This window comes from Dietzia sp. UCD-THP (assembly GCF_000349585.1).
Lineage (GTDB): Bacteria > Actinomycetota > Actinomycetes > Mycobacteriales > Mycobacteriaceae > Dietzia > Dietzia natronolimnaea_A.
This window is the reverse complement of the sequence record NZ_AOSR01000028.1, coordinates 15,759-35,980: the sequence shown is the minus strand read 5'-3', so window position 1 is coordinate 35,980 and position 20,222 is coordinate 15,759. Positions and strand designations below refer to the sequence as shown.

Annotated in this window: 22 protein-coding genes; 12 read left to right on the top strand and 10 right to left on the bottom strand. The window is 68.8% G+C overall.

What is annotated here, in order from left to right; all coding sequences use genetic code 11:
* Nucleotides 1–54 precede the first annotated feature (54 nt).
* Together H483_RS24145 and H483_RS24140 are read left to right on the top strand one after the other, a co-directional pair.
* Nucleotides 55–786 (top strand): response regulator transcription factor, encoded by a 732-nt coding sequence (locus tag H483_RS24145; RefSeq protein ID WP_017835840.1) that lies wholly within the window; start codon nucleotides 55–57, stop codon nucleotides 784–786.
* Nucleotides 786–2,345 carry a HAMP domain-containing sensor histidine kinase gene (locus H483_RS24140; RefSeq protein ID WP_081615096.1) on the top strand — a complete coding sequence of 520 codons (1,560 nt, stop codon included), beginning with the start codon at nucleotides 786–788 and terminating at the stop codon, nucleotides 2,343–2,345. The genes H483_RS24145 and H483_RS24140 overlap by 1 nt, the downstream gene beginning before the upstream one ends.
* Nucleotides 2,346–2,454: 109 nt before the next feature.
* On the opposite strand, the gene H483_RS39985 is transcribed toward H483_RS24140, so the two are convergent.
* Entirely contained in the window at nucleotides 2,455–4,011 is a 1,557-nt protein-coding gene (locus H483_RS39985) for an alpha/beta fold hydrolase (RefSeq protein WP_017835838.1), read from the bottom strand.
* On the opposite strand from H483_RS39985, the gene H483_RS39980 reads away from it, so the two are divergent.
* The 4 genes from H483_RS39980 (at nucleotide 4,011) to H483_RS24120 (ending at nucleotide 6,284) form a co-directional block, all read left to right on the top strand.
* A complete protein-coding gene (locus H483_RS39980) occupies nucleotides 4,011–4,559 on the top strand; it encodes a hypothetical protein (RefSeq protein WP_256378837.1) in 549 nt (182 codons plus the stop codon). The two genes, H483_RS39985 and H483_RS39980, sit on opposite strands and share 1 nt — an antisense overlap.
* 170 nt (nucleotides 4,560–4,729) lie before the next feature.
* On the top strand, nucleotides 4,730–5,251 hold the full coding sequence (locus H483_RS24130; protein ID WP_017835836.1) for a DUF6328 family protein: 522 nt from the start codon (nucleotides 4,730–4,732) through the stop codon (nucleotides 5,249–5,251).
* Nucleotides 5,252–5,383: 132 nt separating this feature from the next.
* Complete coding sequence (locus tag H483_RS24125) at nucleotides 5,384–5,734, top strand: hypothetical protein (protein ID WP_017835835.1); 351 nt, start codon at nucleotides 5,384–5,386, stop codon at nucleotides 5,732–5,734.
* A gap of 37 nt (nucleotides 5,735–5,771) precedes the next feature.
* The gene (locus H483_RS24120; protein WP_017835834.1) at nucleotides 5,772–6,284 is read left to right on the top strand and encodes a hypothetical protein; all 513 of its coding nucleotides are present in this window, start codon (nucleotides 5,772–5,774) and stop codon (nucleotides 6,282–6,284) included.
* A 213-nt stretch (nucleotides 6,285–6,497) separates the two neighbouring features.
* On the opposite strand, the gene H483_RS24115 is transcribed toward H483_RS24120, so the two are convergent.
* Both H483_RS24115 and H483_RS24110 read right to left on the bottom strand, forming a co-directional pair.
* Nucleotides 6,498–9,185: an ATP-dependent DNA ligase gene (locus H483_RS24115; RefSeq protein WP_017835833.1), complete on the bottom strand. Its 2,688-nt coding sequence runs from the start codon at nucleotides 9,183–9,185 to the stop codon at nucleotides 6,498–6,500.
* A 445-nt stretch (nucleotides 9,186–9,630) separates the two neighbouring features.
* On the bottom strand, nucleotides 9,631–10,014 hold the full coding sequence (locus tag H483_RS24110) for a zinc-binding dehydrogenase (protein ID WP_017835832.1): 384 nt from the start codon (nucleotides 10,012–10,014) through the stop codon (nucleotides 9,631–9,633).
* Nucleotides 10,015–10,217: 203 nt separating this feature from the next.
* Between H483_RS24110 and H483_RS0119100 the strand changes: the two genes are divergently transcribed.
* Both H483_RS0119100 and H483_RS0119095 read left to right on the top strand, forming a co-directional pair.
* On the top strand, nucleotides 10,218–10,595 hold the full coding sequence (locus tag H483_RS0119100; RefSeq protein ID WP_031264560.1) for a hypothetical protein: 378 nt from the start codon (nucleotides 10,218–10,220) through the stop codon (nucleotides 10,593–10,595).
* Between the two features lie 65 nt (nucleotides 10,596–10,660).
* Nucleotides 10,661–11,281, top strand: a complete 621-nt coding sequence (locus H483_RS0119095; protein WP_238556225.1) for an RES family NAD+ phosphorylase — start codon at nucleotides 10,661–10,663, stop codon at nucleotides 11,279–11,281.
* 223 nt (nucleotides 11,282–11,504) lie between these two features.
* Here the strand turns inward: H483_RS0119095 and H483_RS24105 are convergent, their stop codons facing one another.
* The 3 genes from H483_RS24105 to H483_RS24095 all read right to left on the bottom strand — a co-directional run bounded on the left by H483_RS24105 (nucleotide 11,505) and on the right by H483_RS24095 (nucleotide 13,968).
* Nucleotides 11,505–12,062 (bottom strand): hypothetical protein, encoded by a 558-nt coding sequence (locus H483_RS24105; protein WP_152427858.1) that lies wholly within the window; start codon nucleotides 12,060–12,062, stop codon nucleotides 11,505–11,507.
* 80 nt (nucleotides 12,063–12,142) lie between these two features.
* Nucleotides 12,143–13,072 (bottom strand): NADP-dependent oxidoreductase, encoded by a 930-nt coding sequence (locus tag H483_RS24100; protein ID WP_017835828.1) that lies wholly within the window; start codon nucleotides 13,070–13,072, stop codon nucleotides 12,143–12,145.
* 245 nt (nucleotides 13,073–13,317) lie between these two features.
* The gene (locus H483_RS24095) at nucleotides 13,318–13,968 is read right to left on the bottom strand and encodes a hypothetical protein (RefSeq protein ID WP_031264558.1); all 651 of its coding nucleotides are present in this window, start codon (nucleotides 13,966–13,968) and stop codon (nucleotides 13,318–13,320) included.
* A 197-nt stretch (nucleotides 13,969–14,165) separates the two neighbouring features.
* On the opposite strand from H483_RS24095, the gene H483_RS39510 reads away from it, so the two are divergent.
* Nucleotides 14,166–14,342, top strand: a complete 177-nt coding sequence (locus tag H483_RS39510; protein ID WP_017835826.1) for a hypothetical protein — start codon at nucleotides 14,166–14,168, stop codon at nucleotides 14,340–14,342.
* A 117-nt stretch (nucleotides 14,343–14,459) separates the two neighbouring features.
* On the opposite strand, the gene H483_RS24090 is transcribed toward H483_RS39510, so the two are convergent.
* Entirely contained in the window at nucleotides 14,460–15,227 is a 768-nt protein-coding gene (locus H483_RS24090) for a sulfite exporter TauE/SafE family protein (RefSeq protein ID WP_238556223.1), read from the bottom strand.
* Between the two features lie 72 nt (nucleotides 15,228–15,299).
* Between H483_RS24090 and H483_RS24085 the strand changes: the two genes are divergently transcribed.
* Complete coding sequence (locus H483_RS24085; protein ID WP_017835824.1) at nucleotides 15,300–16,340, top strand: Ku protein; 1,041 nt, start codon at nucleotides 15,300–15,302, stop codon at nucleotides 16,338–16,340.
* Between the two features lie 63 nt (nucleotides 16,341–16,403).
* Here H483_RS24085 and H483_RS24080 read toward each other — a convergent pair whose 3' ends face one another.
* Nucleotides 16,404–16,865, bottom strand: a complete 462-nt coding sequence (locus tag H483_RS24080) for a MaoC/PaaZ C-terminal domain-containing protein (RefSeq protein ID WP_017835823.1) — start codon at nucleotides 16,863–16,865, stop codon at nucleotides 16,404–16,406.
* 131 nt (nucleotides 16,866–16,996) lie between these two features.
* On the opposite strand from H483_RS24080, the gene H483_RS24075 reads away from it, so the two are divergent.
* Together H483_RS24075 and H483_RS39975 are read left to right on the top strand one after the other, a co-directional pair.
* On the top strand, nucleotides 16,997–17,809 hold the full coding sequence (locus H483_RS24075) for a helix-turn-helix domain-containing protein (protein WP_017835822.1): 813 nt from the start codon (nucleotides 16,997–16,999) through the stop codon (nucleotides 17,807–17,809).
* A 285-nt stretch (nucleotides 17,810–18,094) separates the two neighbouring features.
* Nucleotides 18,095–18,265 carry a hypothetical protein gene (locus tag H483_RS39975; protein WP_017835821.1) on the top strand — a complete coding sequence of 57 codons (171 nt, stop codon included), beginning with the start codon at nucleotides 18,095–18,097 and terminating at the stop codon, nucleotides 18,263–18,265.
* 20 nt (nucleotides 18,266–18,285) lie between these two features.
* Here H483_RS39975 and H483_RS24065 read toward each other — a convergent pair whose 3' ends face one another.
* Nucleotides 18,286–18,663, bottom strand: a complete 378-nt coding sequence (locus tag H483_RS24065; protein WP_017835820.1) for a PH domain-containing protein — start codon at nucleotides 18,661–18,663, stop codon at nucleotides 18,286–18,288.
* A gap of 94 nt (nucleotides 18,664–18,757) precedes the next feature.
* Nucleotides 18,758–20,071, bottom strand: a complete 1,314-nt coding sequence (locus H483_RS24060; RefSeq protein WP_017835819.1) for an ISL3 family transposase — start codon at nucleotides 20,069–20,071, stop codon at nucleotides 18,758–18,760.
* Between the last annotated feature and the right edge of the window lie 151 nt (nucleotides 20,072–20,222).

The following is a 20,222-nucleotide window of genomic DNA, read 5'->3' as shown; positions in this document are numbered from 1 at the left end:
CCCAGCGAACTGCCAGCGAACTGCCGGGGAACCGTCACGATCCCTCGGCATACTGTGCTCGTGAACGCCGCAGCGACAAGCGCCCCCGACACCCGCCCCGAGGCCCGGGTCCTGGTGGTCGACGACGAGGAGAACATCGTCGAGTTGCTATCTGTCTCTTTGCGGTTCCAGGGATTCGAGGTCGAGGCCGCCCGCACCGGCGCCGAGGCGATCGACAGGGCCCGCAGCTTCCGCCCCGACGCGGTGATCCTGGACGTGATGATGCCGGTCATGGACGGTTTCGACGCGGTCAAGCGGCTGCGGGCCGACGGTTGTGATGCGCCGGTACTGTTCCTCACCGCCCGGGACGCCGTGGCCGACAGGGTCGCAGGGCTGACCCTGGGGGCCGACGACTACGTGACCAAGCCGTTCAGCCTGGAAGAGGTGGTGGCCCGGTTGCGCACGATCCTGCGGCGCGCGGGGACGCTCTCCGGGGCCGAACGCAGCTCGCGGCTCACCTTCGCGGACCTGGAACTGGACGAGGACAGTCACGAGGTCCACAAGGCGGGCCGGGCCGTCGCGCTCTCGCCCACCGAGTTCACTCTCCTGCGGTACCTGATGGTCAACGCGGGGACGGTGCTGTCCAAGGCCCGCATTCTCGACCACGTGTGGGACTACGACTTCGGCGGCGACGGCGGGGTGGTCGAGTCGTACGTGTCGTACCTGCGCAAGAAGATCGACACCGAGGAGCCGAGGCTCATCCACACCATCCGCGGCGTCGGCTACGTGCTGCGCGAACCACGCTGATGCCTGGCTCGCCTGCCCGGCCCGCCTCGCCGTCGTCCCTGTCGACGTCCCCATCGTCGACCCCGCCGTCGTCCCCATCGTCGACTCCGTCCGCGTCTCCCGCCCCGCGGCGTCGTGCGGTCCCGCTGCGGGTGAGCCTGGTGGTGCTCGCGGTGGTCCTGACCGCGCTGGCGCTGGTGGTCTCGGGGGTCGCTGTCACCCGCGCTCTGGAGGCCTCGATGCTCGAGCGGACCGACGCCGCGCTGCACCAGGCCGAGCGCGGGTGGGCCCGCCCGATGGGCGACCTGCCCGCCGAGGCGCCGCCCCCGCCTCCCCGCGCGCCCGGTCCGGAGAGCCCGCCGAGCCGGTACTTCGTTCAGGTCCGGGATGCCGACGGCGCGATCGTCGTGGCGATCAACGACGAGGACTCCGCCCCCGACCTCGAGTCGCTGGACCCGGACACCCCCACGACGGTCCCGTCCACGGCGGACGGGTCGACCTCCTGGCGGGCGCTGCGGTTCGACGGCCCCGGAGGGGAGAGCGTGACGGTCGCGATCCCGCTGACCGAGAACCGGGCCGTGGTCCAGCGGCTGGTCTACCTGCAGGTGGGCATCGGGATCGCGGTCCTGGCGCTGCTCGCGCTGGCCGCCTACGCGACCGTGCGCCGAAGTCTGCGGCCGCTGCGGGAGGTGGAGCGGACGGCGGCGGCGATCGCGGGCGGGGACCTGTCCCGACGGGTGCCGGAGCGCGACCCGCGCACAGAGGTGGGGGCGCTGGCCGCCGCGGTCAACGCCATGCTCTCCCGCATCCAGACCTCGATGGCCGACGCCGCCGAGGCCGAGGACGCGGCCCGCCGCTCCGCCGAGGCGGCCCGCGACTCCGAGGCCACCGCGGTGCGGTCCGAGGCGGCAATGCGTCGGTTCGTCGCCGACGCCGGCCACGACCTCCGGACCCCCCTGACGACGATCCGCGGGTTCGCCGAGCTCCACCGGCAGGGCGCTTCGGGCGACACGGACAGGCTGATGCGGCGCATCGAGTCCGAGGCCGGGCGCATGGGCGTGATGGTGGAGGACCTGCTGACCCTGGCGCGGCTCGACGAGCAGCGGCCGCTGGCCCGCGAGCAGGTGGACCTGCTGGGTCTGGCCGCCGACGCGGTCCACGACGCGCGACTTCTCGCCCCGGGCCGGCGGATCGGGCTGGAGGTCATCGAGGGGCCCGGAACACCGGAGGTGCTGGGCGACGACACGAGGCTGCGTCAGGTCCTGGGCAACCTGGTCGACAACGCCCTGGCCCACACCCCGCCGGACGCCGACGTGACGGTGCGGGTGGGCACCCGCGGCAGCGACGCGGTGCTGGAGGTGGCCGATCGCGGACCGGGGATGACGCCCGAGCAGGCCACCCGCGCCTTCGAGCGCTTCTACCGCGCCGACACCTCCCGGACCAGCGCGACCGGGGGGAGCGGGCTCGGGCTGGCGATCGTGTGGTCGCTGGTGGAGGCGCACGGCGGGTCGGTCGGCGTGGAGACCGCCGCCGGCCGGGGTGCGACGTTCCGGGTGCTGTTGCCGCGGGTGCGGGCCTGAGGGACGACGACGAATGCGCTGACGGAATCTACCCGCGCGGCTGGATCGAGCAGAGAGCGGTGGCGCCGGCCGGGCAGCGTCCCGCCCTGTCGTGCCGGTCGGACCGGCCTCAGGACCACTGCTCCACAAAGGCGAGGGTGGCGGCGTCCGCGACCTCGGGGTCGGAGGCGGTGAGGAAGTGCTGGCCGCCCTCGACGATCTGCAGCGTGGCGGACAGGGAGCCGGTGAACCGGGCGATGCCGTCTTCGGCGTTGGCCACCGAGTACACCTGGTCGGCGGTGCCCTGCAGCCAGAGCACAGGGCAGTGCACGTCGCTCAACCGTGCCTCCGGGCCGTCGCGGTCGCGGAGGTTGATGGAGCTGGTGCGCAGGCGCCGCCGACCCTCGTCTCGTCGATAGTTAATGCGATAGGTCTGGATCCAGAAGTCACGCTCGGCGTCGGAGACGTTCTCGCCGAGGCCGGCACCGAGTACCGCCACCACGAAGTCGTCGTCCTCCGCCGAGGTGGTGATGCTCAGGATGAGCGCCACCCCGCAGCCGGGAGACCGCACGATGTCGTAGATTCTCGCCGAAGCCAACTCGACGCCGCTGCGGCCCATCACGGTGAACCACCGGCCGGGCGCGACGTTCTCCGGCCGCTGCTGTGCGTCCGCGCCAGTTGACTGCTCGGCGGGCTCGGATTGCGCGACCGGCGTGGTCGTCGCGGGTGCCGTCGTTGTCGTCGCCCCGGACTCCGACTTGTCGCCAGTCGCCCCCGGCTCCGAGTCGACCGCGGGCGCGTCGTCGGTGGACGGGGATGACGGGACCGATGACTTGTCGCTGGACGGCTCGACGCCCTCTGGGTCGGCATCCTCGGACTGCAGGGCGGTCGGGGCATCGGCCTGAACAGCCATCATCCGATTCGACTGGGCCGAGAGGACGGGCCACTTGCCGGGGGTCGGACGGGTGGGGGCCGCCGTGGCAGCCCGGTCGACCCCACACTCGGCGTGAGCGAGGATCAGGGTGAGGTTCCAGCGCTCGGCGCCGCCCGTGCCGGTGGCATTGACGCGCAGCCGCAGCTGGGACAGGGCGTATCCGGGACCCTCCTTCCTCACGTGCTGGAGGGTGGCGACGTAGTCGTAGCTGCCCCAGCTCCGGTACCCCGTCTGCTCCGAGTTCGGACCGGGCATCGCCACGCGGACCTCCTGCTCGAAGAGACCGTTCCGCCCCAGGATCACCGGCCCGTCAGAGCTCAGGGTCGCCGCCCCGGCGGTGGGGGAGCAGGCCGCGGTCGCGCGAATCGGGTTCCTGCCCGAGTAGCTGACCAGGTCCGCCCCCAGGATGCTGGCCGTCCGCACGTCCAGAGATCGGGTCTCGGAGACCGCGCCGGCGGTGGCGGCGGCCACGCCGGTGGGGTTCCCGTTCTCGCACCGCGACTGCGCATCGAGCGTCGAGCACGAGAATCCCACGGTGGTCAGGGGGAGCAGGAAAGTGGGAAAGGAGCCGGTGCTGCTGTGCGTCGCCGGACCGACGACCTGGCGGGACGTGTCGGGGCTCTGGCGGAAGGCGGTGACGGCGCCGACGTCGCTGTCCCGGACCGCTCGTTCCATCTGGCCGAAGGTCGACATCGCGCGGGCGAAGCGCGTGTTCTGGTGCGGATTGGCGGCCCCGAACTCGGCCGCGCCCACTGCGCTGTCGGACCACGTCGCCTCGGTGGGCCGAATATGCCCAGCAGGATCTCGGGCTCGCCACCAGCGCCTGGATCGGCTCGATGGTCGTGGCCGCGTACACGATGGCCGGCGGCATGCTCGCGGCCGTGTGGACCGACCTCGTCCAGGGCGTGCTCATGGTGGTCATGTCCGTGGGGCTGTTCATCTTCGCCGTCCAGGTGGCAGGCGGCTGGATCCCCATGCTCGACACCATCTCCACCACGAGCGCGGAACTGCTCTCGGTCGCGCTGCTCGGGATGTTCACCGACACGTGGCAGATGGTGTTCATCGCCGTGCCGATCTTCGCGGTGATCATGATGCTGCTCGGCTCCCTGCACTCCGACGGGTCCTGGGAGAGGGTGTCGACCCTCGCGATCGTCGCCTACTGCTCGGGGCTGGGAGTGCTGGTGCTGTGGTCGATCCTCACCGCGGCGGGTGACGCGATGCTCTGGGGCCTGCCGATGTCGATGGGAGTGATCTTCTATCTTCTATGGCCCTACACGGCCGTGGGTGCGGGCCTGCTCTAAGCCCTGGTCTTCGACCGGACGATCGACGAGAAGCGGCTGGCTGCTGCGGTCTGAGCACCGCCGCGGGCTCCCGCAGCCGCTGACTTGGGGTCGGCCCGCCGATGTGCCGGGAGCGCTTCCGTCGCCGAGCCGGGCGGACGACGATGGAGACACGCGGCGAAGGGAGCGACATGCGCCTCGATGCAGACGGGCCTCAGGACGGGGGCGCACACGGGGAGCGCCACGAGACCGAGGCGCAGCGGATCGACCGCAACTGGATCGAGCTGCTCCAGGAGCTACGCATTGTTCAGACCGGCGGCCAGGTGCTCACCGGCTTTCTCCTGGTGGTGCCGTTCCAGCAGCGGTTCGCGGACATCAGCGGCGGGAGCCGCGTCCTCTACCTGCTGGTCCTGTCGCTCGCCCTCGCCTCCACGGTGGTGCTGCTGGCCCCGGTGATGATCCACCGCGCGGTGTTCCGCTCTCACCGCAAGGACCTGGTGCTGCGCTTGTCCGCGGTGCTGGCCCGGATCGGACTGGCCATGCTGTCGATCGCGTTGGTCGGGCTGGTGGCGTTGGTCTTCTCGTTGGTGCTCGGGACGGTGGCGGGGTTCGCGGCCGGGGCGGTGATGGCGGTGCTCGTGGTGGTCATGCTGTTCGTGGTGCCCGCCCGGGTCCGCCATCACTCTGCGACCAACCCGTACGTGGCCGACTGAGTGCCGGCCGTGGTATCGCGCGCCACGCGGCGCACCATTGTGTGTCCGGAATGACCTGGCGCTCGCCCACGCGGGTGGGACAATGGGGTTCGATCCGGCCCGCTACAGCGCAGGGGGAGGTGGCCGTTGCCGATGGCGTCGATGGAGCTGTACTCCCGTTCCGTTGACCGGCAGCAGAACGCTGCCGCCGAGCAGGCCCGCGCCCGACTGGATGCGGGTTTCCGCGAGTGGTCCGGCCAGCGTGCCGCGCTTGCCGCCGACGGGCTCGGCCGTAATCCGCTGCGCCGGGTGCCGCGCGGGTGGCCGGAGGCGACGGCCACCCGGGTGGAGGTCGCGGCCCGGGAGGCCTGCGTGATCGACGAGCAGGGCGCGCAGACGGAGGCGTCCCGGCTGCTGTGGTCGGCCGTCGCCAAGCTCGTCGGCGCCGCGGTCTCCCTGGCGGTCCCGCTGGGGATCGTGTTCGCGCTGGTGGTGGGGTCATGACGGTTCCCTGTGATGGCGCTGTCGAGCAGGTGGCACTGTGTTGAGGCTCATCGTTCCCGTGGTCATAGGCCTGCTGTTCCTGGCGATCATCGCGGGCTGGTTCTGGTACACCACGTGGCTGGTGCGCTCGGCGATCGAGGAACTCGCCCACCGCCGCAGGCTGCTGGCTGGAGTGGATCCGCTGCAGGTGACGGCGAGGAAGGCGACCGCGTCGGTCGAGGAGGCCCACGACGAGGCGCACAGGGCGCTCTCGCTGGCGGTCGAGTCCTGGTACGACCTGCGGGAGAGCCGTGCGGTGGGGACCGCACTGGTCGAGAGGTTTCCGAAGATCGAGGAGCGGGCCGCGCGGGACCCGGAGTTCCTGGATGTTCTCGAAGACGCCGATGCGCTGCTCAACGACACCCGGCCGGGAGAGGACGAGATCGACGAGCTACTCGGGCGGACAGCACGCATGGACGAGCTGAACCTGCGGCTCAGGGCACTGGTGCACCAGTACGACGCCGCCGGGAGGCGCGGGCTGGGACGCTTCTTCCCGCAGGGTCGGCAGTAGAGGGGCACCGGCTGCGCGGGCCTTCTCCTGCGTTTCGGTCGTGCTCAGCGCGGAGATTAGCCCCGGTCAGCGCGATAGCCACGACCAAACCTCGCCAGCGTGACCGGCACCAGGACTCGGGCAGGCGTCGGGCGCGTAGGCCGAGCGCGTGGGTCGGGCATGTAGCGCGGCACGGCCAAGAACGCATGTGACAGCAATGGCGCTCGAGCAGACTCAGAGATCCCCCGGCAGCTTGTCGCGCCGGATGTCCCGCCACGTCGACTGCCGCAGCACCCCCTCCTCGGTGAAGCCCTGGTGGCGGACCTCCACCACGAGCTTGGGCAGCACCCAGATGGCGTCCCGGCGGGCGTCGGACGGCAGGTCCTCGAGGAACGGGCTGGTCTTGCGGCGCAGCGGTTCAAGCTCCTCGAGTAGCGCCCTGCCCTGCCGGTCGGAAAAGCCGGTGCCCACGCGGCCGATGTAGGTGAGCCCCGTTTGCGCGGGCAGGCCGAGCAGCAGGGAGCCGAGCGAGCCGGAGCGCCCGCCCTTGCCCGGCCGCCAGCCACCCACCACGGCCTCGGTGGTGGTGAGCAGCTTCTCCTTGAGCCAGGTCTTGGCCCGCTTCCCCGACTGGTAGTGGGAGTCCCGGCGTTTGGCCACGATGCCCTCCCAGCCGAACTCCTCGGCCTCGGCCAGTGCGCGGTCACCGGGGCCATCGAGCACGCTTGGCACATGGACCCGGTCGACCGCGTCCAGTGAGGGGGTCAGCAGGTCGAGCACCTCGCGACGCCGCTCCCACCGCTCGCGTCGCAGATCCACCCCGTCGACCTCGAGCACGTCAAAGACGAACAGGTGCACCGGGCCGATCGACGAGTCGTCTCCTTCCGCGGCGGCCTGCTTGGCCAGCGCGGAGAACTCGGGCACGCCGTCGGGGCCGGGGACCACCAGTTCGCCGTCGAGCTTCGCCGGCTTCCCGAGCGCCTCCGCCAGCCCGGGGAAGCCGTCGGCCAGCCAGTCCATCGAGTTGCCGTTGCGGCTCATCAGGCGGCTCCGCACCCCGTCGGTGGACACGGTCACTCGGTAGCCGTCCCACTTGCCCTCGAAGGCCCACGTGTCCTCGGACAGGGAAGTCACCGAGCCGGCCGTGGGGATCATCGGCAGTGGGGGAGCGTCGGGGCGATCGGCCATGTCGGAGTCGGGTGACGGCCCAGCGTCCGAACGGCGGGTAGTCGAGTCGCCCGACTCACGGGACCGCGACGTGTCTGACCCCCCGGAGCGATCGTCATCCGAGGGATAGGACGACTTGGGATTGTCGCGTCCGCCGTAGAACGAGTCCGGTGACTGGTCCTTCATGTACTGCACGATCCACTGGTTCTTCTCCGCGCTCGTGCGCACCAGGACGTACCGGCCGGAGACTTTCTCACCGTGGAGCCACACGATGATCTCGTCGGTCTTCCACTTCTCGCACTCGTAGGTGCCGCGGTCCCAGATGGTCATCTGCCCGGCGCCGTATTCGCCCTTGGGGATTGTCCCCTCGAACGTCTCGTAGCCCAGCGGGTGGTCCTCGGTGTTCACGGCCAGCCGCCGGTCCTTGGGCTCGGTCGGGAGGTTCTTGGGCACCGCCCACGAGGCCAGCACGCCGTGATGTTCGAGCCGCAGGTCGTAGTGCAGGCGGCGGGCGTGGTGCTCCTGGATCACGAAGATCGGGCCGTCGCCGTCGGAGCGGTCGGTCTCGACCTCGCCGTCGAACGGTTCCGGGGTCTTGCGGCGGTCGCGCTTGCGGCGGTATTCCTCGAGGCTGGTCACCACGGCATCGGCGTCGGCGGGGCCGGCGTCGCAGCCCTCCTCGGCCGCGGCGCGGGGCGCATCGTCGCTGCCGGTCTGGGCTCGGGCGGAATCGGCACCGCCGCGCTCGGGGTCCCCGTCCTCTGATGACGACGACGAGGACTTCTTGCTGCCCCCCGACTTCTTCTCCCGCGATGCCGAGGACTTCTTCGCGGCAGTCTTCTTGGTGGCACCCTTCTTCGACCCGCCGCCCTTCTTGGCGGGTGCCTCAAGGCCGTCGAGCAGATCGCCTTCGGACTCCAGTCGTTTGAGCATCTCGTCCCAGTGCAGGTGCTTGAGCCCGCCGTCGCCGAGTTCCTCCCACGAGCGCGGGGCAGCAACCCACGGCTCGGCGCGGCCGCGCAGTGAGTAGGGCGCGACGGTGGTCTTGGCGCCGCTGTTCTGGCTCCAGTCCACGAACACTTTTCCGTCGCGAAGGGACCGCTTCATGGTGGCGGTGACCAGGTCTGGGGTCTGCTTGGCCAGCGACTGGGCGATCTGCTTGGCCACCGCCGAGGCGTCCTTGGCGGTGACGGCCTTGTCCAGCCGCGCGTAGAGGTGGATGCCCTTGGATCCGCTGGTCACGGCGTAGGAGTCCAGGCCCGCCTCGGTGAGCAGATCCCGGACGCGCAGCGCGACCTTCGCCGTCGTATCCAGGTCGACGTCCTGGCCGGGGTCCAGGTCGATGACGATCCGCCTGGTCCGCCCCGGCTCGCCGTCGCTCAGGGTCCACTGCGGCACGTGGAGCTCGAGCGCGGCCTGCTGGGCGAACCACGCCAGCGTGGCGGGGGAGTCGAGCACCGGGTAGGTGACCGTGCGCGAGGAGTGCTCGATCGCCACCCGCGAGACCCAGTCGGGCGCGTGGGAGGGCAGATTCTTCTCGAAGAACGACTTGTCCTCGGTGCCGTCGGGCCAGCGCTTGCGTGTCACAGGACGCTGGCCGGCGTACGTCATGAGGTGCGGCGCCACGGCGAGGTAGTACTCCAGCACGTCGGCCTTGGTGGTGCCGGTCGCGTCGTAGAGCACCTTGTCGGGGTGGGTGAACCGCACGGTCCGCCCATCGACCTCGACCGACTCTTTTGTGCCCTTGCTCGCCATGGGTCCACTCTGGCACTCGAGTCGGACACTGGCGACCGGCTGCGGTATTCGCGCGGTTACCTAACTGCGCCGTCTAGAAGCGGCGCCTCGCGACTGCGCTCAATCCGGTCGGATCGGGTTGGAGATGGTGCATTGGTCGCCGCCTGTTCAGGCCGATCGAAGTCGGGGCCACTCATCGGCCGCCGGGCCAGCCGGCCATCGAGTTGGCGTTGTTCCTGGAATGCGGTGGAGTATCGTGAGGTGTGAGCGCGGCACCGTGGGTGTCGGGGGAGTCGCAAGGCCAGGTGCACCTGGGGCAGACCGGGACCCTGGCCTTACGCATGTCCGGAGTCGCGGACACCTCGAATAGTCGCTACGTGGCCTGCTCCTGCGGCCTCGTTGCGCACGTCGCCTGCTCCCCAGTAGAGAAGGTAAGGCTCTAGGCGACCCGTGACTGGCCCGTGCCTCACCGCGTGAAGTCGATGACCAACCGCCCCCGCGTCCCACCGGATTCGAGCCGCTCATGCGCCCGCCCCGCGTCATCAGGTGCGTAGCTGTCCGCAACGCGGCGTGTCACCACGCCGTCTTCCGCTAACTGCCGCAGTTCGTCGAGCTTGGCCTGCTCCTCAGCCATGACAGCCACGCTCACGGCATGAACCTTCAGGTCGCGGCTGCCGTCGCCCTGGTACCACCGCACCGTCGCCACGCCCCCGCCGGTCTTGACCGCGGGGAGTGCGGCGGCGTCCTGCACGGCTCCATCGAATAGGCCGTCGACCCCGTCGGGGTAGCGCTCGAGGATGCGGTCGGCGACGAAGACCCCGCTGATCGGGGCGATAGCGCCGCCTGGCACGTCGGTGTGGGTTGTTGGGTCTATGTGACGACGACGAGCCCGCCCTCTACCGGCTGACTTCTCGGCGCGGGTGGGGCGCGAGGGCCGCGAACGACTCATGGCCGAGTGACAGCGAGTGCTCTCGGCGCCCTGACACAAGGCGGGCATTTATGGGACATTGGAGGGATAAGAGAAGCGCGTCATCTTAGTGGGGAGCTACGGAAATGGCCACGGACACCAATGCAGGAGCTCGGTCGAGCGCGGCGCACCGCAGCGCCGTGACAGGGTCGGTGCAGGACATCGCCCGCTTCCTGATCGATCACCTTGGCTCAGCGCTAACAGCGCACATCGCCGGGGTGGACCGGCGTACCGTCAGTCGCTGGGCTGAGGGGGCTGCAGCTCGCGCATCAGGAGAGGCGAATCTACGAGTCGCATTCCAGGTCTTCCAGCTGATCCAGACTGTCGATGCGCCGCAAACGGTGCGCGCGTGGTTCATGGGTATGAACCCGCAACTCGACGACGTCTCACCGGCGGAGGCGCTCGCAGACGGTCAGCACCGCGAGGTCATGGCCGCGGCCCGGGCGTTCGTGGCCGGTGGTTGAGGTTGATGGCGACTTCCCATCTCTCTGGGCCGGCTGTGGTTCATCCGCCGGCTAGCTTGTACCGAGTGGTCCGGCGTGGGCGCGAACTCGACCATTCTCGGATCAACGCTGCGGACGCCGCGCTCGCCCGCTCGGGCAACCGCTTCGATGTGGCCGGCGGGGGCGTGCTGTATTTCGGTTCCGACGAGGCCGGCTGCTTTGCGGAGACGCTCGCGCGCTTTCGGCCTACAGCTGCGATGCGGGCGATTATCGCTGAGGAGGATCCAGGTTTCGTAATGTGTGGGGGCGTGCCGCAGGACTGGCGGGCGCGGCGATTGATGATCGAAGCGGCAACGATCGATCCGCTGCCATTCGTCGATGTCGAGGACCCTGACACCCACGAGTTCCTCACCTCGGCGATGGCACCCCAGCTCGACGCGCTGGGCGTGAGCGTTCTCGATGTCGCTGCGCTGCGCGGACGTAACAGGGCCGTGACGAGAGCGGTTTCCACCTGGATCTACGCAGCCACCGACTCGAGTGGCGCGCCACAGTACTCGGGGATTCGCTACGTCTCGCGCCTCGGCAACCACGAGTGCTGGGCAGTATTCGACGGCACGGAGCTGCAGGTACGCAGACGCGAGGGGCTGGAGTTGAGTAATACCGCTCTCCAGAAAGTCGCTGGGAGCTTCGGGCTACGGATCTTCTAGCGCGGCCTGAAGCGACACGAGCGACTGCTGTTCGCAGGGCAACCGCCTGACCGTTCAGAGCGCCCCGGCCAACCCCCGATCCCTCGCCCCAGGAGGGTGAGGGCCCCCAGAGTGACGACGACGGCAACACGTCGCCCCGCCGTCGCGGAAACCCGCTCCGCGCACGGACGTGGAACGCGGAGCGCGGTCAGCCCCTACGTAACAGCTGCATCGACGTCGCCCGTCAGGCGTGGCTATTGATGAGGTCGTCCATCGACCGCCCCGATTGTCTCGACCACAAGCTGAACACCGCGCTGGTCATGGCCGCGGCCGCGTAGAGGGCGGACGCCAGCCCGTGCTCGCCGATCACGGTGCGAATGCCGGAGGCGGCGTCGCAGTCGAGCAGGACCGCATCGCACAGCCCGGCCATGCCGTCCGGGGCGTCGGGAAGCCGTGCGCTGTCGCCGACCTTGGCGATGACGGCGGCGGGCAGCTCCGGCGCCACCGACTGGGCGAGCTGGGCGAAGCGGGAGGCCACGGTCAGGGCGTCGGAGATCGGCAGGGGAGAGGCATCGACGGTCAGCTCCAGCGCCTCGAGGAGCTCACCAGCGGCCGAGGTGTCGCCGCGTGCGTGGGCGTATAGAACGGCCCGAACCTGCTCGACGGCGGCTTTGTGGCGCTGCTGTGCGCGTTCCATCCCGGCGGTGAGGTCGGCGACCGACGCGGTTCGCACATCGACGCCCTCGCGGACCAGGAGCGGCGCGAAACGCTCGAACTGTGCGCGCGGTTCAGAGGAAGCCATGGCTCCATTGTGTTCCCTCGAGATGAACAGCCCCGCGGCGCGGTGCACATCACCGATCCGCGAGGCGACGTGCCCGTGCCTCACCTCGTGAAGTCGATGACCAGCCGTCCGCGCGTTCCGCCGGCTTCGAGCCGCTCGTGGGCCCGCCCCGCGTCTGCGGGCGAATAGCTGTCCGCCACACGGAGGGTGACCACGCCGTCTTCCGCCAGCTGCCGCAGCTCGTCGAGCTTGCCCTGCTCCTCGGCCATGTCCGCCACGCTCACGGCATGGACCTTCAGGTCCCGGCTGCCGTCGCCCTGGTACCACCGCACGGTCGCGACGCCTCCACCGGTCTTGACCGCGGGGAGTACGGCGGCGTCCTGCACGGCTCCGTCGAAGAGTCCGTCGACCCCGTCGGGGTAGAGCTCGAGAATGCGGTCGGCGACGCCGTCTCCTCGCCTGACTATTCTGTCGGCGCCGAGCGACCGGACAAGCTCTTCGTCCGCCTCGGACGCATCGGCAACAACTGTGAGGCCGGCCTGCTTGGCCAACTGCACGACGTAGCCACCGGTCGATCCGGCGGCCCCGGTGACCGCAAGAGTCTGTCCGGGCTGCAGGTCGAGGAGGTCGAGAGCGCGCCGAGCGGTGAGGCCGTTCATCGGAAGCGTCGACGCGGCGACGTCGTCGGAACCGCGGGGTACGGCGGCGATCGACTGCGCAGGCAGGACGATGTCCTCGCGATACGCACCGTGCTCGTCGCGGGGTACCACGATCCCCATCACCCGGTCGCCGACCGACAGGGAGGTCGTCGCCTCCTCACCGATCTCGACCAGTGTTCCCGCGATGTCCATGCCCGGGACGTCTGCGGCTCCGCGCGGAGTTCCGGTCTTCGACCGAGAACCGTTGCGCGTGTAGGTGTCGGTGGGGTTGATTGTTGCGGCCGTGACTCGCACGCGAACCTCGCTCGGCCCGAGCTCCTGGGCCGGGACGTCAACGACCTGCAGAGCGTCCGGGCCCCCGTAGGTCGTCACTCCGACGGCGCGGACGGGGCCAGCTGAGACGCTCGTTGTTTCTCTTTCCCGCAGAACCGGCGAAAAACGGGGCGGTTCCGCTTGATTGTTGACACGAGTGACTACGTGTCCGCATGGTAACCGCGCACCCGTTCAGACCGCCGCGGCCAAGCCCCCGAGCCCCGCCCCGGCAGCATCAGCGCGCCAGCGGTCACCACCACCAGAGCACCCCGGCGGACCGCCGCCAGCAGATCGGGCCAGAGCGCTCAGCCCCTCCGCCGGAACTGCTGGGCGGCGCGGAGGGCCGCGTCGACGTCCAGACCTTGCCCGCCCAGGAGCGCCTGCGCCGTGTCAGCGCTGAGGTCGGGGCATTCTGCGAGCATCCGGTCGAGGTCCCGCGGGTTGGGGTCTGCCGCGGCCGGGCGGCCCCCGACGGACATCGTGAGTTGGTCGAAGATCTGCCTGAGTACGAGTCGGTCGTCGAGGAGCGGCAGGTTCAGGGAGGTGAAGCCGTCGTCGGCGCTGTAGTCGGCGCGCGTCCACGTGCCGCAGTCGTATCCGTAGATGAAGCCGATCCACATGCCGTGGGTGTCGATGCGCTCGAGGTAGTCACCGATCGCCTCCGCCCACCACGGGGGACAGCCGGCCAGGAGGTCGGTCTCGGGCTCCCCGAAGTACTCCGCGGCGGCGCGGAAGTACGTGGTGGAGTACTCGTGGTCGTGGCCGAGGAGCACTGCCCGCTCGTCACTGACAAAGCGGATATCGGCCCAGTTGCCGCCGCCGTCGTCGTAGTGCCAGTTGGAGCCGTCCGAGTAGGCGGACTCCGCCCAGCGCGGCCCGTACGCGGCGAGCACCGCGGCCAGTGCGGACCACCGTGGGGCCATCGTGTCGGGGCGCGGAAGCTCGATTTCTCTCACGAGACGATTCTGGACGACGGAAGACCATTGTGGAGCCGTCATATCGGAAACCGGCGTCGACCTCGAACGGCGCAGTCCGGACCTATCGCGCCGCCTCGTCCGGCGGTGTTGTGTGCGCCACACCGCTGCTACCATCGGCCGGGCAGGCGCCAACGGCGCCACCTCACCACACGCACCCGCCCGGAAGGACGTCCACCATGGGTTCAGATGCACTCGGCTCGCTCGGCTCCCTCGCTATCGGATCGCTCGCGGCCCCCATTCTGGGATCGCTCGGCCTCGGCTCGCTGCTCCAGGGGGCCAGCAGTGGCAACGGCAGCGGCACCGACTCGCTGACCGGAATGCTGCCCACCGACCTCCTCGGCGGCATCTCCTGACAAGTCGGTCTCTCCTGACCAGCTGAAAGGCCGGGCAGACCTCGGACCCAAGACCCCGGACCGCACCCGCGGCCCGGGGTCTTTCTGCGTTCCCACCGCGGTCCGGCCCACTGCGACTCAGATCACCCCGGCCACGCTCCCGACGCCTCGCACGAGGAGCGCGAGAGCGCCGGCCGTCACCACCACCACAGCGACCCTGCGCCCTGCCTCCGCGGTGACCCGCTTCGCCCCGAGTCCGCCGAGGAGCAGCCCGACAGGCACCATCGCCACGACCAACCCGACCACCGGCAGCGGCGGCAGTCCGGAGATCGGCGCGGCGCCCAGGCCGACCTTGGTGATGACCGAGGTCAAACCCATGGTGAAGAAGATGGGCTGCAGGGTCGCCGCGAAGGACCGCTGTTGCCAATTGGTCGTCTGCGCGTAGACCAGCATCGCGGGCGCGGCAACGCCCACGGCGGTGTTGAGGAACCCCCCGGCGGTGCCGGCCACCGCGGCCGGCACCGCACCGCTGACCGGGGGGATGCGCACGAGGGCCGTCATGAGCAGCGTGCCTATCAGGGCGGCCCCGATGATCACCTCGAGCCAGCTGCGGTCGGCAGCGCCAACCAGGAGGGCGCCGGGCACGGACCCCACGACGATCAGCGGCGCCAGGTAGAGATACCGGCGCCAGTCGATGTCACGCCACAGCGTGATCGCGATGACGGCCGCGGAGACGGTGGTCGTGATGTTGGTCAGCAGCACTCCGGCGACGGGCCCCAGCAATAGCGTCAGCGTCGGCGAGACCACCAGCCCGACACCCATCCCGCTGACCCGCTGCAGGACCGTGCCCAGGACGACGGACGCCGCCGCAATCAGCAGGAGGAGAGGACCGACGTCGGCGGGCATGCACCACAGCATTCCAGGTGCGCCTGCCTGCGACCGGCGGCGCCACACGCCCCGATATCGCATACTCATCCCATGCGATCCATCTGGAAGGGCGAGGTCTCCTTTGGTCTGGTGAACGTGCCGGTCAAGGTGTATTCGGCGACGGAGGACCATGATCTGCACGCTCGGCAGGTCGACAAGAAGGACGGCGTGCGCATCCGTTACAAGAAGGTGCGGGAAGACAACGGTGAGGAGGTCGAGTTCTCCGACATCGCCAAGGCGTACGAGTCCGAGGACGGCGAGATGGTCATCCTCACCAAGGAGGACCTCGCCTCGCTGCCGGTGGAGCAGTCCCACGAGATCGAGGTGACGGAGTTCGTCCCGGCGGACCAGGTGGATCCGGTGGCCTTCGACAACGCCTATTTCCTGGAGCCGGCGTCGCGCTCGAACCGGGCGTACGTGCTCATGCGCGAGGCGCTCGAGTCCACTGATCGCCTGGCGATCTGCACGTTCACGCTGCGTAACCGGACCCGCTTGTGCGCGCTGCGGGTGTACAAGGACGTGCTGATGCTGCAGACGTTGTTGTGGCCGGATGAGATCCGCCCGGCGATCCTGGAGGGCTTGGACAAGGAGGCGAAGGTCCGGCCGCAGGAGGTCAAGATGGCGGCGTCGCTCATCGAGACGATGGCGGCGGATTTCGAGCCGGAGAAGTACGAGGACGACTACCAGAATCAGCTCAAGGAGCTCATCGAGGCCAAGGCCGCCGGGGGAGAGGCGTTCACGGTCGAGGAGCGCGAGGAGGCCAGCGACGACGACGGTGACGACGAGGTCGCCGACCTGCTGGCCGCCCTGCGGGCGAGTGTGAAGGATCGCGGCGGCGACGCAGCCGCCAGCGACGACGAAGACGACGACGAGGACTCCGGCTCCGGGAAGAAGTCGTCGGCCAAGAAGGGCAGCTCGAGCTCGGCGAAGAAGGCCCCGGCCAAGAAGACGGCGGCAAAGAAGGCGCCCGCCAAGAAGGCAGCGGCAAAGAAGGAACCGGCGAAAAAGTCGACGGCCAAGAAATCAACTGCGAAAAAGTCGACTGCTAAGAAGACCACCGCTCGCAAGACACCCGCCAAGAAGTCGGCCTAACCCAACCGACAGCGGCGTGATCCAGAGTCATCCGCAGCGCTCCTCCCGGTGTGATGGCAGCAATCAAGCTGAGCCTGCGGCGGCGCTGCGGAGCGGAAGGACGGAATGGTTGGTCAGCTCGAGAACGGTCTCGCCGCTGGTGTCGGCGAGTTCTGCGGTTATGGTGACTTTCGCATCGCCGCGTTCGGGTCGCGGAGTCGTTTCTTGCACTGTCAGGTGTCCGGTCAATGTGGTGTCCGGCCGCACCGGCCGACGGAACTGAATCTCGAAACTGCGTCCCACCCCTCCCGTGAAACGGGACCAGAAGGCGGGCACGGCCAAGCGCTGGTAGATCGCCAGGGTGTGTAGTCCACTGGCGATGACGCCACCGAGCGGGGTTGTCGCGGTCGCGGTCGGGTCGGTGTGGATGAACACCGGATCCCACTGCCGTGCGTAGGTGACGATCTCCTCCTCGGTGATGGTGTAGCTCCCGAGTGGGATCAGTTGGCCGGGTTCGAGATCGTCCGCGTAGTAGATGTCGGTCATGTCGCCCTCCCACGAAGTCGGACTATCGGCGGTTCCGATCGTCCGGACTCCACTCTGAACTCAGCCGGGTCGTGGCGTCGATTACCTGGGAGGTCATGGAACCGGGTCGTTCACTGGGACAGACTTGTCCCATGACGACGAACACCGGCACCGCTGCCTCCGTTTCTGTCGGCGCACTGCTCCGGCAATGGCGCATGCATCGGCGAGTGAGCCAGCTCGAGTTGTCCAACGAGGCCGCCATCTCCACTCGCCACCTCAGTTTTGTGGAGACCGGGCGGTCCCAACCCAGCCGGGACATGGTGCTTCGGATTGCGGAGCACCTCGAAGTCCCCTTGCGGGACCGCAACCAATTGTTGATGGCCGTCGGCTTCGCGCCGCGCTACTCCGAGAATGACCTGGATTCTCCCGCAATGGCATCGGCTCGGACCGCGGTGCGCGAGATTCTCGCAGCCCACGAGCCGTACCCGGCCCTGGCGGTGGACCGGATGTGGAATGTGCTCGAGACCAACGGTGCGGTCGGTGTCCTCACCCAGGTCGTTTCCCCGGATCTGCTCGCCGAGCGACCACTGAACGCGCTGGGCATGACGCTGCATCCGGAGGGCATGGCACCTCACATCGCCAACCTCTCTCAGTGGCGCGCATTCGTGCTCGGCGGACTTCGTCGGAGTGCCCTGGCGTTCGCTGACACCGAGATGCTCTCGCTCCACGATGAGCTGGCCGCCTACCCCCACCACGGTTCCGACGACCGAGAGCCGACCGACACCGATGCGAATCCCGTGTATGTTCCGCTGCTCGTACAGGTCGGCGATGCGCGTCTGTCGTTCCTGGCGATGATGGCAACGTTCGGAACCGCTCTGGATGTCACCTTGTCCGAACTGGTCATTGAGACGTTCCTTCCCGCTGACGCCGCCACCGCCGCTTACCTGGCGCGTCACGGGGTATGAGCTAGAGCTTCCACTTCACGGGCTGGGAGATGACGTCGGCCAGATAGCGGCGGTAGTACCGGGCGGAGCGCTCGACGAATACCTCCATCGCGGCCTCGGCCGCGTCCGGATCACGGGGATTTCGAGCCGGAGAAGTACGAGGACGACTACCAGATCCAGCTCAAGGAGCTCATCGAGGCCAAGGCGGCCGGGGGAGAGGCGTTCACGGTCGAGGAACGCGAAGAGGCGAGCGACGACGACGGTGATGACGAGGTCGCCGACCTGCTTGCCGCCCTGCGGGCGAGTGTGAAGGACCGCGGCGGCGACGCAGACGACAGCGACGACGAAGACGACGACGACGAGGGCTCCGGCTCCGGGAAGAAGTCGTCGGCCAAGAAGAGCAGCTCGAGCTCGGCGAAGAAGACCCCGGTCAAGAAGACGGCGTCGAAGAAGGCTCCGACCACGAAGTCGGTCTAGCTGCAAGGTCTTGCAACGGGCTACCCGTTCAGGACGACATGCGCGATGAGGTGGTCTAGCTTTGGGATGTCGACTCCGCGGTTCAGGTTGATCTTGATGTGGCCAGCCCGTGTCCACAGTTCGAGTTCGGAGTTGAAGTCGAGCATCCTCCCCGCGTTCTCTGACGACCACATATTGATCGCGTTGTATGGCAGGGAGTAGATCTCGACCTTCTTGCCTGTCAGGCCCTGCGCGTCCCGCACGATGAGGCGCTTGGTGGTGAAGATCGCCGAGTCGCGGAATGTCTTGTACGCGGCGATCGGCTGCTCACCCTGAACGAGCAGAGGCCCGATATCTTCTGGAATCGGGCACTCTGCGACGAAGGTCCAGGCGGCGATATTGGCGACAGCAGAGGTCACGGTAGGTCCGATCTGTTCTAGGTGGGATCGTGCGCAAGAGATCAACCTTCTCGCGATAGTAGGCACGGAACCGGGTTATCCGGCCCTTCCGGAATTAGAGTGCATTGATCCGGTCCTGGAGCTGACCGGAGTGAATGAGTGACCGCAAGATGTAGTGCTTGAGGTTGCGGAAGCCCAGGGCGATTCCGCGGAGGTGCTCGAGGCGTCCGTTGATGGCCTCGACGGGGCCGTTGGAGGCGCCTACGTCGAAGTAGGCGAGGATCTCGCGATGCCTTTTCCACAGCGACCGGCCGAGCTGCGCGAGCTCGGGCAGCTCGGTGGGCACCCCGGTGCGGATCGATCTGAGGAGCTTGTACATCGCGATCTTGCCCTCCCGCTTGCCCGAGGCTTCGTAGGCGGCGATGAGTCGCTGGTAGACGCCGTAGGTGACCTCCACCGCCGCGTGCGCCTCGTTGGCGGTGAACGCCTTGAACAGGCGGACCTTCTGCTTATCGGTCAGCAGCTCGGCCCGGGTACTCAAGGTCCGGCGGATGCCGTACAGCGGATCGCCCGTGCGGCCCCGGTGGCCGGTGGTGGCCTGCTGGATGCGTTGGCGGCACACGGTGAGCTTGTCGGCGGCCAGGTGCACGACGTGGAACGGGTCCATCACCGTCCGTGCTTCAGGGACGGCCTTGGCGGCGGCGGTGTGGTAGCCGGCGAACCCGTCCATGGTCACGACTTTGATCCGGTCTCGAAACGCTTGGTCGCGGGCGTCGAGCCAGTCGGTGAGCACCTTGGCCGAACGCCCCGGGACCATGTCCAGCAGGCGAGACGGGCCGGTGCCGTCCACGACCGGGGTCAGGTCGACCAGCACGGTCACGAACGAGCTGCTGCCGTCGCCGCGGACGTGCTTCCATTTGTGCTCATCGACCCCGAGAACGCGGACGCCGTCGAAGTGTCCGGGCTGGTCGTAGACCATCGCGCGGGTCTCGGTGACCGCCAGATCGTTGACCAGATCCCACCCCAGCCCGAGGGCCTTGGCGACCGCGGACACGCTAGTGCGATCGATCGCCAGACGCTGCAGGATCCAGCGACTGCAGCGGCGGGTGGTCTTGGCCCTCGGCTCAGCCAACGCCGGCATCCGCTGCTGGAAAATCCTGGTGCTGCAGTCAGTGTTGTCGCAGGTGAAGCGCGGTACCCGCACATGCAGCCTGGTGGGATGACCGACGATCGGCAGGTCGGTGACCTTCCGCTGGACGTGGTCCCGCACCCGGCCCGCCATCCCGCACTCGCCGCAGATCGGGTCCAGTGTGACCGGAGCGCAGAACAGGTGCGTGAGCTCGTCGGCCACGGCGGCGTCGGTGATGGTCACCCCCAACTCGACGGTGCGGCAGATGGTGTCGGCAAGCAGGCTGGCGGTAGCGTTCAAAGCGGGTCCTGGGGTGTTCGATGCGTGGCGTAGGAACCTGCATCTTCACACGCCCCAGGACCCCTACATCTTGTGCCTCACCGCATCACCGACGAACCCCAGCTACGCACTCCGGATCCGGAAGGGCCGGTTATCCGAGAGGCTATTCGCG

Bases quoted from the DNA above. Each gene is read 5' to 3' on its own strand.
- H483_RS39510 (WP_017835826.1), top strand. From the start codon at position 14,166: ATGGGTTCAGATGCACTCGGCTCGCTCGGCTCCCTCGCTATCGGATCG.
- H483_RS24140 (WP_081615096.1), top strand. From the start codon at position 786: ATGCCTGGCTCGCCTGCCCGGCCCGCCTCGCCGTCGTCCCTGTCGACG.
- H483_RS24080 (WP_017835823.1), bottom strand. From the start codon at position 16,865: ATGACCGACATCTACTACGCGGACGATCTCGAACCCGGCCAACTGATC.
- H483_RS24105 (WP_152427858.1), bottom strand. From the start codon at position 12,062: ATGGCTTCCTCTGAACCGCGCGCACAGTTCGAGCGTTTCGCGCCGCTC.
- H483_RS24125 (WP_017835835.1), top strand. From the start codon at position 5,384: ATGGCGTCGATGGAGCTGTACTCCCGTTCCGTTGACCGGCAGCAGAAC.
- H483_RS24075 (WP_017835822.1), top strand. From the start codon at position 16,997: ATGACGACGAACACCGGCACCGCTGCCTCCGTTTCTGTCGGCGCACTG.
- H483_RS24085 (WP_017835824.1), top strand. From the start codon at position 15,300: ATGCGATCCATCTGGAAGGGCGAGGTCTCCTTTGGTCTGGTGAACGTG.
- H483_RS24130 (WP_017835836.1), top strand. From the start codon at position 4,730: ATGCGCCTCGATGCAGACGGGCCTCAGGACGGGGGCGCACACGGGGAG.
- H483_RS24115 (WP_017835833.1), bottom strand. From the start codon at position 9,185: ATGGCGAGCAAGGGCACAAAAGAGTCGGTCGAGGTCGATGGGCGGACC.
- H483_RS0119100 (WP_031264560.1), top strand. From the start codon at position 10,218: ATGGCCACGGACACCAATGCAGGAGCTCGGTCGAGCGCGGCGCACCGC.
- H483_RS24090 (WP_238556223.1), bottom strand. From the start codon at position 15,227: ATGCCCGCCGACGTCGGTCCTCTCCTCCTGCTGATTGCGGCGGCGTCC.